Origin of the sequence: Micromonospora sp. NPDC049049 (assembly GCF_040649115.1) — a bacterium.
In the GTDB taxonomy this organism is placed as follows: domain Bacteria; phylum Actinomycetota; class Actinomycetes; order Mycobacteriales; family Micromonosporaceae; genus Micromonospora.
On the sequence record NZ_JBEZEX010000001.1, the window covers coordinates 329,608 to 343,379 of the forward strand.

The window sequence follows — 13,772 nt, forward strand, 5'->3', positions numbered from 1 at the left end:
CGCCCGCACGCTGGTTGGGCTACTTGGCGGCGGCCTTCTTCGCGTTGGTCACCGCGTCGGTCCAGCCCTGCGCGGGGCTGCGCTGACCCAGCTCCACGGTCCGTACGGCGTTCTCCACCTCGGTCCGTACGGCCTGGTTCTTCGGGCCCATGTAGACCGGCTTCAGGCTCTTCGCGCCGGTGCCGAAGATCGAGCCGACGGGTGCCCCGGAGAAGTACGCGTTCGTCGACTGGGCGATCGCCGGGTCGTCGAGGGCCTGCGGCGACGACGGCAGCGGGCCCTTGGCCTTGAACGCGCCGATCTGACCCTTGGCGCTGGTCAGGAACTTGGCCAGCTTGATCGCCTCGGCCTGGTGCTTGCTCTGCTTGGGCACGGCGAGGTGCGATCCGCCCCAGTTGCCGCCGTTGCCGGGCACCCGGGCGATGTCCCACTTGCCCTGGGCGCTCGGTCCGGAGTTCTGCTCGATGACACCGGTCATCCAGGCGGGGCAGGCGATGGTGGCGAACTTCGACTGCTTGAAGGCGGACACCCACTCCTCGGACCAGGAGCCGTACTTGCCGGAGAGGCCCGAGTCGATGATGTCCATTGTGGTGTCGTATGCCTGTCGCACGGCCGGGTTGCTGTCGACGACCAGCTTCTCGCTGGTGTCGTAGTAGCTGTAGCCGGAGGTGTTGCCGGCGGTCTGGAGCAGGATGGTGTTGAAGGTGTTGGTGGCCGCGTCGAGGAAGGACGCCCCGGTCTTGGCCGCGACGAACTTCTCACCGGTGGCGATGTAGTCCGGCCAGGTCGGCCAGAGCTTGGAGACCTCGTCACGTTCGGTGGGCAGGCCGGCCTTCTGGAAAAGGTCCTTGCGGTAGCACATGGCGATCCCGCCGACGTCGGTACCGAGGCCGATGAGCTGCTTGCCGTCGGCGGTCAGGCCGGCGTTCCACTTCCACTCCAGGAAGTTGCCCTTGAGCTCGGCGGCACCGTGATCCAGCAGGTTGACGAAGTTCGCCGGATTGGCCTTGTACTCGACAAGAAGACCCTCCTCGATGGCCACCACGTCGCCGGCGCCCCGGCCAGCGGCGAGCCACTGGGTGAGCTTCGGCGAGTACTCGTCGAGGTTGGTGCCGGTGCCGCGCTCGACGACCTTCACGCCGGGGTTCGCGGTCATGTACTCCTGGTAGAGCTGCTCGTAGCCGAACTGGCCGAAGACGTCGACGGTTAGGGTGATCGATCCGTCGCCGGGCTCGTCGCCGCCGCCGCAGCCAGCGGTGACGAGCAGGGCGGTGGCGGCGGCGAGGGCCACCGCGGCGAGGCGGCGGCGCGGGAAGACAGCCATGGTTTATCGACCTCTCTCAAGGCAGGCGGGTGGTGGCAGATGGCTAAGAGAGCGCTCTCACGACAGGGTGGTGTGTCGCCAACCCCCTGTCAAGAGAGCGCTCTCTCAGCGTTGTGGTCCCGTGATCAACGCTCAACGCCAGTGCGGCGCCCGGCAGACGAGGGCAACCCCCGACATCGACAAAGGGCGCCACCCCCAATGGGGTGACGCCCTCGTTCGTGGTGGATCGCTCAGCCGGTGCGCAGACCGTCCAACAGCCCGCGGTCACCGACGACGTCCAGCGTCTCGAAGCTCACCCGCCCCCAGAGCGCCAGCAGCAGGTCGCTCGCGGTGCCGCTGACCTGGGCTCGGGCGTGGTGATCGTCGTGGTCGAAGATGGTCGCGGTGTCGAGCAGCGCCACCCCCTCGCCGCGCAACCGCAGATACCACTCCTGGTCCGCATCGGTCGCGCGGAGCTGCACCACCCCGTGCCAGTCACCCGGCACCTGCCGCCGGCCCGCCGGCAGCCAGGTGTCCAGCACCTCACTCACCCCGTCGGCCGCTAGCTTCGCCTCCACCGGGTCGCCGGCGCCGATGGCGAGCTGGGCATCCCAGCGGTGCACAGCCGTCTCGTGCGCCGTCCGTCGCGGCCAGAAACCGGCCTTCTTCGGCTGCGGGGCCCAGTTCCACGCCGGTGCCTCGGGGTCAAGCCCGTCGAAGAGGGTCATCACCCGGTCGTAACCCTGCTGCCACAGCTGAAGCGCGTTCACGCCCGGGTCGGGCTCGGCCTTCTCCCACCGGGGCGGTTGGCTGGTCTGGCCGGAACCAGCGAACGACGACACCCAGTGGTAGAAGCCGGCCAGGTGCAGTGTGAGGTCGTTGACCGTCCAGCCCGGACAGGACAGCACCGGTGTCTCCGGCGGCGCCTCGGCCACCGCTGCCGCGAAAGCCGGACCCTCCGTCCGGAGCGCCCCGATCCAGAAATCCTTGCTGCCCTGCAGTCTGCTCATCGCCATCCTCCCGGGGGTGCCGGGCGACCAGTGGGTGCCACGGCTACTTGTCAGCCTAAGGTGAAGGGCGTGCCAGACGCCTCCGCCCAGCCGACAACCGACGCCGATCGTGCCATCCCCGGTCCACTCGCCGGCTACACCACCCTGCGAACGGGTGGACCGGCCGAGCGGATCGTGGCCGCCGGCAGCGCCGACGAGCTCGTCCACGCGGTACGCGCCGCGACGGAGCCGGTCCTGATCCTGGCCGGGGGCAGCAACGTGGTGATCGGCGACGCCGGCTTCCCCGGCACCGTCGTGCTGGTGCGCTCCCGTGGCATGCGGGTCATCGCCGAGGACGCCACCTCGGTCACCGTACGAGTCGACGCCGGCGAGCCGTGGGACGACCTCGTCGCCGCCACTGTCGCCAACGGCTGGGCCGGGCTGGAATGCCTGTCCGGCATCCCCGGCTCGACCGGTGCCACCCCGATCCAGAACGTCGGCGCGTACGGCCAGGAGGTCGCCGAGACGATCACCGGCGTCGAGGTGTACGACCGGGTCGAGGGCACCCGCCAGGTCATCCCCGCAGCCCAGTGCGGCTTCGCCTACCGGGGCAGCATCTTCAAGTACGTGGACCGCTGGGTGGTGCTCTCGGTCGACTTCCGACTCACCAGGTCCCCGCTCTCCGGGCCGGTGCGCTACGCCGAGCTGGCCCGAACCCTCGGTGTCGAGGTGGGCGAGCAGGTGCCGCTGGCCGACGCCCGCACGGTGGTGCTGCGGCTGCGGGCGGGCAAGGGAATGGTGCTCGACGCCAACGACCCGGACACTCGCTCGGTCGGCTCCTTCTTCACCAACCCGGTGCTCGACCGCGCGACGTACGAACAGCTCCTGGAACGCTCCACCGAGCGGGGCGACCCGCCAGCCTGGCCCGGGGCGGACGGCCTGGTCAAGGTGAGCGCCGCCTGGCTGATCGACAAGGCCGGCTTCACCAAGGGCCATCCTGGCGAGGGTGGAGTGGCCATCTCCAGCAAGCACACCCTGGCGTTGACCAACCGCAGCGGCACCGCCCACACCAGCGACCTGCTCACCCTGGCCCGCACCATCCGCGACCAGGTCCACGCCCGCTTCGGCGTGACCCTGCACCCCGAACCAGTCCTCATCAACTGCACCCTCTAACCCACCCACCACCCCCGGCGTGCCACGGCCGTACCCCAGCCCCCGCGCCGCCCGTCCGGACCTCCGTTCCGGCCCCGGCCTCGCCCCGGCGATCTTGCAGTTCCTGCTGGGACATAGGTGCTCTAAGGGAACAAATCGTTGACCGAAAGTGCAAGATCGGCGGGCGACGGGCGACGGGCGACGGGCGACGGGCGACGGGCGGGGGCGGAGTGGGGCGAGGGCGGGGCGGGGCGGTTAGGGGAGGGGCCAGGGGAGGGTTAGTTCGCCTTGGCGCCAGCGGGTGGGCTTGTCGAGGATGGGCCAGCCGGTTTCGCGGAGGCGGGTCACCGCGTGCAGCCAACGTTGGCGAGGGCCGAAGGTGGCGTACGGGGCGGCGGCCTGCCAGGCGTCGTCCAGGGCGCGGATCAGCGCGTGCACCGGCTCACCGGGAACGTTGCGGTGGATCAGCGCCTTGGGTAGCCGCTCGGCCAGCTCGGCAGGGCTGCCCAGCGTGGTGAGCTTCGCGGCCAGGGTCAGCGTCCGCGGGCCGTCGGCGTCGATCAGCAGCCAACTGGCGAGCCGCCCCAACTCGTCACATGTGCCCTCGACGAGCGCTCCGCCGGGGGCGAGCGCGGCGGTCATCGTCTGCCAGGCTTCGGGGACCTGGCTCTCGTCGTACTGTCGCAGGACGTTGAACGCGCGGACCAGCACCGGCCGGAGCCCGGCCAACTCGAACCCACCCCGGGCGAATGTCAGCCCGGGTGGGTCGGCGGCCGGCGCCGCGGCCGCCACCCGGGCCGCGTCGATTTCCAACCCGACCAGCCGTACGTCCGGGCGGATCCCGGCCGCGAGTCGAGCGCGCAATTCCACAGCGGTCACCGGGGTGGCGCCGTAACCGAGGTCGACCACCAGGGGGTCGTCCGCCGTCACCAACCGGTCGGCGCAGGTGGCGACGATCCAGTTGTCGACCCGACGGAGCCGGTTCGGGTTCGTCGTGCCGCGCGTGACCACGCCGACCGGCCGGCGCCGCGCCGCAGGGCTCATGTCGACCTCAGGGCCAATCTCCGTTCGCGACTGCGGGGCGCGCAGACCCGGCTCACCGTTCGCGAACCGGGCTCACGCCTCGCGCAGCTCTGCTAGATCCGGTGCACCTTGTGCTGGGCGGCCTGTGCCCGAGGCCGGACCACCAGCCGGTCGATGTTGACGTGTTCGGGACGCGTGGCGCACCAGGCGATGCAGTCGGCGACGTCCTCGGCGACCAGCGGCCCCGGCACCCCGGCGTAGACGGCTGCGGCCCGTTCCGCGTCGCCCTCGAAGCGGACCAGCCCGAACTCGTCGGTCTTCACCATGCCCGGGTCGATCTCGATGACCCGTAGCGGCCGGCCGCACAGCTCCAGGCGGAGCGTGCCGGCGATGGCGGTCTGCGCGTGCTTCGCGGCGGTGTAGCCGCCCCCGCCCTCGTACACGGTCAGGCCGGCGGTGGAGGAGACCACCACGATGGTGCCGGAGCCGGAGGCTTCCAGCGCCGGCAGCAGCGCCTGGGTGACCCGCAGGGTGCCGAGGACGTTCACGTCGTACATCCACTGCCAGTCGGCGACCGAGCCGGACTCCACCGGGTCCAGCCCGCGCGCTCCGCCGGCGTTGTTGACCAGCAGGGTGACCGGCCCGGGTGCCTTCCCGGCAGCCTCGGCCAGCCGGGCCACCGACTCGTCCGAGGTGACGTCGCAGGTCACGGCGGTGGCTTGCCCACCGGCGGCGGTGATGTCGGCGACCAGCTCGGTGAGCCGTTCGGCGCGGCGGGCGGCGGCGAGCACGTGGAAGCCCTCGGCGGCGAGCCGGCGGGCGGTGGCCGCGCCGATCCCGCTGGACGCTCCGGTGACGATGGCGACTGCTGTCATCCCGACATTGTCACAGCGGGCGTACGACCCGTTCCGACCGGGCGTGCGGCAGTCATGGGCGCGTGTTCGGTGATGAGGTCCGTCACGCCGAGGGGCCGCGCCGGGGAATTTCCGAAGCCCGATGGGGAAGATGACGTCCGGCGTGCAGGTTGACCGAGAAGCGCCGGTCGTGCGAGACGGCATCAACCGTGAAGAAGGAGCGGATGTGGCGGAAATGCACACCGGTGTCGGGCGTCAGCGAGGTGCCCAACCGTGGCCCCGGCCTCGCCGCATCGCGACCCTGTCGGTACACACCTCCCCCCTGCATCAGCCCGGCACGGGTGATGCAGGGGGGATGAACGTCTACATCCTCGAAGTCGCCCGGCGTCTCGCCGAGGCCAACGTGGAGGTGGAGATCTTCACCCGGGCCACCTCCGGTGACCTCCCCCCGGTGGTCGAGATGGCGCCCGGCGTGCAGGTTCGACACATCACCTCCGGCCCCCTGGAGGGCCTCACCAAGGAGGAGCTGCCCGGTCAGCTCTGCGCCTTCACCGCCGGGGTGCTGCGTGCCGAGGCGTCCCGTCCGCCCGGCCACTACGACCTGATCCACTCCCACTACTGGCTCTCCGGCCAGGTCGGTTGGCTGGCCAAGGAACGCTGGGGGGTGCCGCTGGTGCACACCGCGCACACCCTCGCGAAGGTCAAGAACGCCCAGCTCGCGGCCGGGGACCGGCCGGAGCCCAAGGCCCGGGTCATCGGCGAGGAACAGGTCGTCGCCGAGGCAGATCGGCTGGTCGCCAACACCCGGGTCGAGGCCAGCGACCTGCTCGACCGGTACGACGCCGACCCGACCCGGGTGTCCGTCGTGCAGCCGGGTGTCGACCTGGCCCGGTTCCGGCCCGCGCCGGGTGACAGGTCCGCGGCCGCCCGCCAGGGCCGTCGCCGGCTGGGGCTTCCAGTCGACGGGTACGTGGTTGCCTTCGTCGGTCGGATCCAGCCGCTCAAGGCCCCCGACGTGCTGATCCGCGCGATCGCCGCGCTGCGGGAGCGCGATCCGGCGTTGGCCGATCAGGTGACGGTGGTGATCTGCGGCGGACCCAGCGGCAGTGGGCTGGATCGGCCAACCGCCCTGATCGAGTTGGCCGCCAAGCTCGGCGTCAGCGACGGGGTGCGGTTCCTGCCGCCGCTCACCGGGGACGACCTGCCGGCCCTGTACCGGGCGGCGGACCTGGTCGCGGTGCCGTCGCACAACGAATCGTTCGGGCTGGTCGCCCTGGAGGCGCAGGCCTGCGGTACACCGGTGCTGGCCGCCGCCGTCGGAGGACTGGTCACCGCCGTGCGGGACCAGGTCAGTGGCGTACTGATCGACGGTCACGACCCGGTCGACTGGGCCCGTGCGATGGGCAGCCTGCTGCCGAACCGGGCGCTCCGGTCGGTGCTGGCCCGAGGTGCCGAGCAGCACGCCCGGCACTTCTCCTGGGAGCGCACGGTCGCCGGTCTGCTCGGCGTCTACGGCGAGGCGATCGCCGGGCACCGCGCCCGGTTCGCCGCCGACCTGGCGGGCGACCCAGCGCTCTCCTGCTCCTGGTGACCCCCGGGGGGCCGGCTGTCACCCGGTGCGTGAGCCGAGTCGGTCGTAGAGTGGGTCCGGTGAGCCCGAAGAGCGATCTTGCGACCCTGATCGAATCGGTCTGCGCCGAGCGGGACCTGGCCTGGGAGTCGACCGGCCCCGGCTCGTACGCGGTGACGCTGCCGGGCACCCACAAACTCAAGACGATCTGCAACCTGATCGTCGGCGAGCACGCGCTGCGGATCGAGGCGTTCGTGATGCGCCAGCCGGACGAGCGCCGCGAGGAGCTGTGGGCCTGGCTGTTGCAGCGCAACGCCCGGATGTACGGCGTCTCCTTCTCCACCGACGCGGTCGGCGACGTGTACCTGACCGGTCGGGTCAACCCGGCCGGCGTGGACGCCGACGAGTTGGACCGGCTGTTCGGCGCGGTCCTCACGTACGCCGACGAGTCGTTCGACACGATGCTGGAGATCGGCTTCGGCAGTTCGATCCGGCGTGAGTACGAGTGGCGGGTGAAGCGGGGCGAGTCGACAGCCAACCTGGCCGCCTTCGCCCACCTCTTCGAGCCCTCCGCCGCCGCCCCCGACCCAACCTGACCCCCGCCCCCCCGCCCCCGCCCCGGGGCACCCCGCCCCAGCCTCGTCGATCATGGAGTTGTGGTGGGTGACAAAGTCCGCGCATCACACCAAACCAGGCACCACAACTCCATGATCGACCAGGTTTAGCCGCGATCTTGCACTTACTGTCCCGGCGTAGCGGGCATTCCTCGCTTTTCCGCGACCGAAAACGCAAGATCGGCGCGGGCAAGGCGCTACGGCGAGTTGGCGGTGGTTCGGAGTGCTCCTGACGGGTATGCCGCTCCGCGCGGTGCGGCAAGGGACCCCCGCGCGCCGATGACGGAGTGCCAAGGAGCGGAGCGTCCCATGGCTCAGCGGAACAGCTCAGGTCGCGGCGCGACTGCGACCAGGACGAAGCGACAGTCCGGCAATCAGACGCCGGGTACGCCCGGAGTCTCCGAGTCGGAGATTTCCCGGATGCGGGTGGACGACATCCGTGGGCAGCTGCGCAAACGCGGCGTCTCCGGGATCTCCGCTCTGCGCAAGCCGGAGCTGGTGAAACAGTTGGTGCGTTCGATGCGGGCCGGCGCGGGTCGGAGCAGCACGGGCCCGTCGGGCCGGGCCGCCGGCACCAGGGCGTCGGCGGGTCGTGCCGCCGCCACCAGGAAGTCGGCGGCCAGGCCGGCGTCGAGCCGCGCGAAGGCCGCGCCGGCGAACAAGAGCGCGCCCGCGAAGCGGGCCGCCGCTACGAAGGCGACAGCCGGGCGGAAGTCGACGGCGGCGGCGAAGAGGGCACCTGCGAAGAAGGCGACGGCCGCGAAGAAGACCACAGCGGCGACGTCGACGGCCGCCCGCAAGAGCACGGCCGCGAGCAGGACAACGGCCGCGAGCAGGACCACCGCCGCCCGGAAGACCGCTGCGGCGCGGAAGAGCACGGCGGCCCGCAAGACAGCGACGGCGCGTACGGCGCCCGCGCGGAAGGCACCGGCGAAGAAGGCACCGGCGCGGCCGGCAGCGAAGCGCGCGACGCCGGCCAAGAGCGCGGCGGCGAAGCGTACGACAGCGAAGCGCACCGCACCGGCCAAGAGCGCGGCGGCGAAGCGTACGACAGCGAAGCGCACCGCACCGGCCAAGAGCGCGGCGGCCAAGCGCACGTTGACGCCGTCGGCCGGTGGCGGGACGGCGGCCGGCGGGATCCGGACCGGACGGGGTACGGGGCGGTCGGTCCGCAGTTCGCAGGTGATCTCGTCGATCACGGACCGGCCGGAGCGGCCGGGACGGAGTTTGATCACGGCGAACCACGAGGTGATTCAGCGGTGGGCCCGGGAACGTGGGGCCAAGCCGGCGACCATCGCCGGCACCGAGCGGGATGGCCGTGCGGGTGTGTTGACCTTCAACATTCCCGGATACCGGGAAAGCAGCCGGATTCGCGAGATCACCTGGGATGAGTGGTTCTACACGTTTGACCTGCGGCGGCTGAACCTGATTTATCAGGAACAGTTGCGGAACGGCCGTCAGAGCAGCTTCTTCCGGACCGAGTCACCCGATCGGGAAGACGGTTGAGGTGTTTGCGGGAATGGCCGACGGGTACCCGGCTGTTGCCAACGGACGAGGCTGGAGCAGCGGATACTCGCCAGTTGTGACCGGCGAGACAGCCGTTCTGGGTTGAATCCAGAATCCGGGCGAACTAGCTTTATTGCACCGCGCCACGTTTGGAAACGTTCGGGGGAGCGGCGGATCGATCAGATCCGCGCACCAGACGAGGCGCGAGGGGACGGGTGGAACAACCGTTGGGGGACGGTTTCCCACCTGTTTGGACCGGCGGCGTGAGCGGGCGATGCTTACGGGGGTGAGTGTTGCCCGCCGCCGCCGGCCCCGCCTTCGAGCGCCCACCACGACCTCAGGGACGTGGTGGGCGCTTTGCGTCGGTCATCCGATCCGTACGCGGTCCGCGTCGATTGTCGGCTTTGGGTCGACATTCCGACGCAGCGCGGCGACGTGCCGCTCCCGGGGTGGTCCGGCGAGCAGGTGTCCGAGCGCGGCCAGCAGACCCAGCCCGCCCACGATCAGCCAGTGCCGGTCGCCGAGGTGTTGGAGGCTCACCCCGCCGAGGGTGGGCGCGACGAACGCCGCGGCGGGGAACGTCAGGTAGAAGACCGACTGGTAGCGGGCTCGCAGCAGCGGCGGCGCCAGGTCCGCGTTGATCTGCGCGTTGGGCGGGGCGGCGAGCATCGAGCCGACCGTCCAGACCACAGCGGCACCCAGGTAGATGGCCAGTTCGTCGGCGATGGCGAGCGCCCCGAAACCGAGCGCGAGCAGCGCCGTGGAGGCAGCCAGCACCACGTCCTTGCGGTGCCTGTCGATCAGCCGGGGCACGAACAACTGCCCGACCACGATCAGCGCGCCGCCGAGCGCCACCACCAGCCCGTACGCCGATGGGCCCAGGCCGTCCGCGCGCATGGCCAGCGGCATGATGGTCGACGTCTGCATGGTGAGTACGGCCAGCACGAAGGTGAGCCCGACGAAGACCAGGAAGGTGCGGTCGGTGAGCGCGGTGTGCAGTCCAGGCCGACGGGCCCGGACGGATTTCGCTGCCGCGCTGGTGGTGGGCGTGGGGCCGGCCGCTGGCCGGGCCAGCCGCAGGGTTTCGGGCACCTTCCAGGCGATCACGGCGGCGGCGGTCAGTGTGGCGCCCGCGTCGACCAGGAAGAGCGCGGTGAAGCTCGCCTCGGCCAGCACCCCGGCGAGCAGCGAGGCGACCGCCATGCCCAGGTTGAACGCCCAGAACTGAAGGTTGAACGCGCGCGAGCGGCGTTCGGCGGGCACCACGTCGACGATCGCTGCCACGAACGCCGGGCTGGGCATCGAGTGGACCACGCCGATCAGCGCCGAGAGCACCGCGATCAGCAGCAGGGGTCGGGTGAAGGCCAGCGCCACCATCAGACCGACAGTGGCCAGGTGCGCGGCGAGCAGGGTCGCCCGGCGGCCCCACCGGTCGGCGAGCACCCCGCCAAGCAGTACGCCGGCCGCCCCGCCGGCCCCGTACGCGCCGACCACGGTGCCGGCCAGCGCCTCGCTCGCGCCGCGTACGTCGGTGAGGTAGAGCGAGAGAAAGAGCATGGCGAACGCGCCGGCCCGGTTGATTAGCAGGCCGGCCCACAGGTACCAGAAGGTGGCGGGTAGTCCGCCTGCGGTGTCGTGCCACCAGCGCCGCAGGGCGTGCACCCAACCTCCCGACAGTTCAGGTTCTTAACTATTCAACCTGCACAGTAGGAAATCCGGCACCGCCGCGCCACTCGTTACGCCTCGGCGGGCTGTGCCGTGCGGGAGACGGTCGTCGGTGCCAGTGCCTCGCCGGAGTGGCGCAGTGCTGCCGCACGCCGTTCCCGGGCCGGCCCGGACACCAGGTGGGCCACCGCGGTCAGCAGGCCGAGTGCGGCGCAGCCGTACCAGAGGGTGTCGTTTCCGGCGTGCTCGCGCACGAGGCCACCGAGGATCGGCGCGCTGGCCCCTGCGATCTGCCACGAGAGGGAGAACACACCCTGGTAGCGCCCGCGCAGTTCGGCCGGGGACAACTCGGCGATCAGCGTGGAGTTGGAGGGCGAGTTCAGCATCTCGCCGACCGTCCAGATCAGCACTGTCAGCCCGTAGAACCAGGGGGTGCCGGCGAACGCGGTCAGTCCGAACCCCACCCCCATCACCACTGACGCCAGCGCGAGCACGTGTGAGCGGCTCCGACCCCGGATCAGTCGAGGCACGAAGAGTTGGCCGACCACGATGAGGATGCCGTTGAGCGCGATCACGGAGCCGTAGGTGGCGGGGCTCAGACCGTCGTCGCCCATCGCGATCGGCAGCATCGAGATGTGCTGGAGGAACACCAGCGCGGCGAACAGGTTGAGTGCCACGAAGCCGAGGTAGACCCGGTCGGTGAGGATGGTGCGCAGGGCACCGCGCGGAGCCGCCGCTGCCGTGACGGCGGCGGCGGGACCGGCCTGTCGGGTCTCCGGCACCCTGCTGAAGATGATCAACGCGGTGATCAGCATGGTGGCGGCGTCGACCACGAACAGCAGCAGGTAGTCGGCCTGGGCGGCGAGGCCGGCGAGGACGGCGGCGCAGGCGAAACCGAGATTGATCGCCCAGTAGTTGAGCGAGAAGGCACGCAGCCGGTCCTTCGCCGGCACCACGTCGATCATCATCGCCCCGAACGCGGGCCGGGCCGCCTCGGCGAACATGCCGAGCAGCAGCGCGCCCAGCGCCACTGCCCAGAGATCCCGGGCCAGCCCGAGCCCGAGCATCATGGCCGCCGCGCCCACGTGGGCGGTGAGCAGCGTCGGCCGGCGGCCCCACCGGTCGGCGAGGGTGCCGCCGGCGGTGGTGCCGAACGCCCCGCCGACGCCCCAGAGGCCGATCACCAGGCCGGCCTGCGAGGCCGAGAAGCCACGTTCCTGGGTCAGGTAGATGGCGAGGAAGACGAGGACGAACGAGCCGAGTCGGTTGATCAGGGTGCCCGACCACAGGTACCAGAAAGTGGTCGGTAGGCCGCCGGTGGTGTCCCGGAACCAACTCCGCATCGTCCGCATATGGCGCCCCGCTTGCAAGTAATGACCGATCTGACTGGCGTGCCTTACAACCCTAGTGGCGGCCGGATCCGCTGGTCATCAGCTTTTTCACGTGGTGGTCGTCACGACGGCTGCCCGCGTGTCCGCCGGGCGGTTGAGGCAGGATGATCCGCATGACTGCGAGCGAAGGGCCCACCGTCGGGACGCTGGTCCTGCTGCGCCACGGTGAGAGCGACTGGAATGCCAAGAACCTCTTCACCGGCTGGGTGGACGTCGACCTGACCGCGAAGGGCGAGGGCGAGGCGCGGCGCGGCGGCGAGTTGATGCGCGAGCACAGCCTGCTGCCGGACGTCGTGCACACCAGCCTGATGCGCCGGGCGATCCGCACCGCCGAGCTGGCGCTCAACGCCGCCGACCGGCACTGGATCGCCGTGCGCCGGTCGTGGCGGCTCAACGAGCGGCACTACGGCGCCCTGCAGGGCAAGGACAAGAAGCAGACCCTCGACGAGTACGGCGAGGAGCAGTTCATGCTCTGGCGCCGGTCGTACGACACGCCACCGCCGCCGATCGACGACAACGACGAGTGGTCGCAGGTGGGTGACCCGCGCTACGCGCTGCTGCCGACCGAGCTGATGCCGCGCACCGAGTGCCTCAAGGACGTCGTCGACCGGATGCTGCCCTACTGGTACGACTCGATCGTGCCGGACATCCTGGCCGGCCGGACGGTGCTGGTGGCCGCGCACGGCAACTCGCTGCGCGCCCTGGTCAAGCACCTCGACCAGATCTCCGACGAGGCGATCGCCAAGCTGAACATCCCGACGGGCATCCCGCTGCGCTACGACCTCGACCCGCAGCTGCGTCCGCTCACCTTGGGCGGCACCTACCTCGACCCGACCGCCGCGAAGGCAGCCGCCGCGGCGGTGGCCAACCAGGGGCGCTGAGCCACCAGAAGCTGAGCCACCAGAGAAGGGGGCCCCTCGTCATCGCGAACAGCGATGGTGAGGGGCCCTCTGCCTGCCGGTCAATTACCGCTGGGGGCGCTCTCCCCGGTGATCAGGTAGATCACGTGCTCGCCGGCGTTCACCGCGTGGTCGGCGAAGCGCTCGTAGAAGCGGCCCAGCAGGGTGGCGTCGATCGCCGTCTCCACCCCGTACGGCCAGTCGTCGCCGAGCAGCACGGCGAACAGGTTCTTGTGCAGCTCGTCCATGGCGTCGTCGTCGCGGTCCAGCTCGCCGGCGAGGTCGGCGTCGGGCTTCGCCAGCACCGAACCGATCTTGACGGCCATCCGGTCGGCGATCTCGGACATCTCGGTGAAGACCGTCCGCAGCTCGGCCGGGACGGCGGGAGAGGGGTGCCGGCGCAGCGCGGTCTTCGCCACGTGCTCGGCCAGGTCGCCCATCCGCTCCAGATCAGCGGCCACGTGCAGCGCGGTGATCATCGCCCGGAGGTCGGAGGCGACCGGCGCCTGTCGGGCGAGCAGGTCACAGACCCGCTCCTCGACGTGCCGGTAGAGGTCGTCGATCTCGGCGTCCCGCTCGATGACCGTCTCGGCGGCCTGCCGGTCGGCGGTGAGCAGGGCCCGGGTGGCCTGGCGCATGGCGGCGCGGACGCCCTCCGCCATGTCCACCAGCAGTTGGCTGACGATCTGGAGGTCGGCCCGGAACTCGTCGCGCATCATCACGTCCTGTGGTCGGTCGCCGCCGACGGGTGCCGGCGCAGGGGGTTGAGCAGGTGCGACGCCAACGGTAGGGCGCTCGGACGGATC

The 13,772-nt window shown here is 70.9% G+C and carries 13 protein-coding genes; 5 read left to right on the forward strand and 8 right to left on the reverse strand.

Annotated elements, in window-relative coordinates; translation table 11 throughout:
• Nucleotides 1–19: 19 nt before the first annotated feature.
• Together AB0B68_RS01565 and AB0B68_RS01570 are read right to left on the reverse strand one after the other, a co-directional pair.
• Entirely contained in the window at nt 20–1,324 is a 1,305-nt protein-coding gene (locus AB0B68_RS01565; RefSeq protein WP_357197681.1) for an extracellular solute-binding protein, read from the reverse strand.
• A gap of 230 nt (nt 1,325–1,554) precedes the next feature.
• On the reverse strand, nt 1,555–2,313 hold the full coding sequence (locus AB0B68_RS01570) for a maleylpyruvate isomerase family mycothiol-dependent enzyme (protein ID WP_357197678.1): 759 nt from the start codon (nt 2,311–2,313) through the stop codon (nt 1,555–1,557).
• A gap of 114 nt (nt 2,314–2,427) precedes the next feature.
• On the opposite strand from AB0B68_RS01570, the gene AB0B68_RS01575 reads away from it, so the two are divergent.
• Entirely contained in the window at nt 2,428–3,465 is a 1,038-nt protein-coding gene (locus AB0B68_RS01575) for a UDP-N-acetylmuramate dehydrogenase (protein ID WP_357257512.1), read from the forward strand.
• A gap of 234 nt (nt 3,466–3,699) precedes the next feature.
• On the opposite strand, the gene AB0B68_RS01580 is transcribed toward AB0B68_RS01575, so the two are convergent.
• Together AB0B68_RS01580 and AB0B68_RS01585 are read right to left on the reverse strand one after the other, a co-directional pair.
• The gene (locus AB0B68_RS01580) at nt 3,700–4,488 is read right to left on the reverse strand and encodes a class I SAM-dependent methyltransferase (RefSeq protein ID WP_357257368.1); all 789 of its coding nucleotides are present in this window, start codon (nt 4,486–4,488) and stop codon (nt 3,700–3,702) included.
• A gap of 92 nt (nt 4,489–4,580) precedes the next feature.
• The gene (locus AB0B68_RS01585) at nt 4,581–5,342 is read right to left on the reverse strand and encodes an SDR family oxidoreductase (RefSeq protein WP_357197672.1); all 762 of its coding nucleotides are present in this window, start codon (nt 5,340–5,342) and stop codon (nt 4,581–4,583) included.
• A 205-nt stretch (nt 5,343–5,547) separates the two neighbouring features.
• On the opposite strand from AB0B68_RS01585, the gene mshA reads away from it, so the two are divergent.
• Both mshA and AB0B68_RS01595 read left to right on the forward strand, forming a co-directional pair.
• On the forward strand, nt 5,548–6,912 hold the full coding sequence (gene mshA, locus AB0B68_RS01590; protein WP_357197669.1) for a D-inositol-3-phosphate glycosyltransferase: 1,365 nt from the start codon (nt 5,548–5,550) through the stop codon (nt 6,910–6,912).
• A 59-nt stretch (nt 6,913–6,971) separates the two neighbouring features.
• A complete protein-coding gene (locus AB0B68_RS01595) occupies nt 6,972–7,487 on the forward strand; it encodes a YbjN domain-containing protein (protein WP_357197666.1) in 516 nt (171 codons plus the stop codon).
• Between the two features lie 392 nt (nt 7,488–7,879).
• Here AB0B68_RS01595 and AB0B68_RS01600 read toward each other — a convergent pair whose 3' ends face one another.
• Nucleotides 7,880–8,704, reverse strand: a complete 825-nt coding sequence (locus AB0B68_RS01600; RefSeq protein ID WP_357257370.1) for a hypothetical protein — start codon at nt 8,702–8,704, stop codon at nt 7,880–7,882.
• On the opposite strand from AB0B68_RS01600, the gene AB0B68_RS01605 reads away from it, so the two are divergent.
• A complete protein-coding gene (locus tag AB0B68_RS01605; protein WP_357257372.1) occupies nt 8,688–9,011 on the forward strand; it encodes a hypothetical protein in 324 nt (107 codons plus the stop codon). The two genes, AB0B68_RS01600 and AB0B68_RS01605, sit on opposite strands and share 17 nt — an antisense overlap.
• A gap of 366 nt (nt 9,012–9,377) precedes the next feature.
• On the opposite strand, the gene AB0B68_RS01610 is transcribed toward AB0B68_RS01605, so the two are convergent.
• Nucleotides 9,378–10,673, reverse strand: coding sequence for an MFS transporter (locus AB0B68_RS01610; protein WP_357257374.1), 1,296 nt, complete (start codon nt 10,671–10,673; stop codon nt 9,378–9,380).
• A 74-nt stretch (nt 10,674–10,747) separates the two neighbouring features.
• The gene (locus AB0B68_RS01615; protein WP_357197660.1) at nt 10,748–12,028 is read right to left on the reverse strand and encodes an MFS transporter; all 1,281 of its coding nucleotides are present in this window, start codon (nt 12,026–12,028) and stop codon (nt 10,748–10,750) included.
• Nucleotides 12,029–12,180: 152 nt separating this feature from the next.
• Here AB0B68_RS01615 and AB0B68_RS01620 point away from each other — a divergent pair, with 152 nt between their 5' ends.
• Nucleotides 12,181–12,948, forward strand: coding sequence for a phosphoglyceromutase (locus AB0B68_RS01620; protein ID WP_355005777.1), 768 nt, complete (start codon nt 12,181–12,183; stop codon nt 12,946–12,948).
• A gap of 80 nt (nt 12,949–13,028) precedes the next feature.
• Here the strand turns inward: AB0B68_RS01620 and phoU are convergent, their stop codons facing one another.
• Nucleotides 13,029–13,682, reverse strand: a complete 654-nt coding sequence (phoU, locus tag AB0B68_RS01625; protein ID WP_238666950.1) for a phosphate signaling complex protein PhoU — start codon at nt 13,680–13,682, stop codon at nt 13,029–13,031.
• Nucleotides 13,683–13,772: the final 90 nt, after the last annotated feature.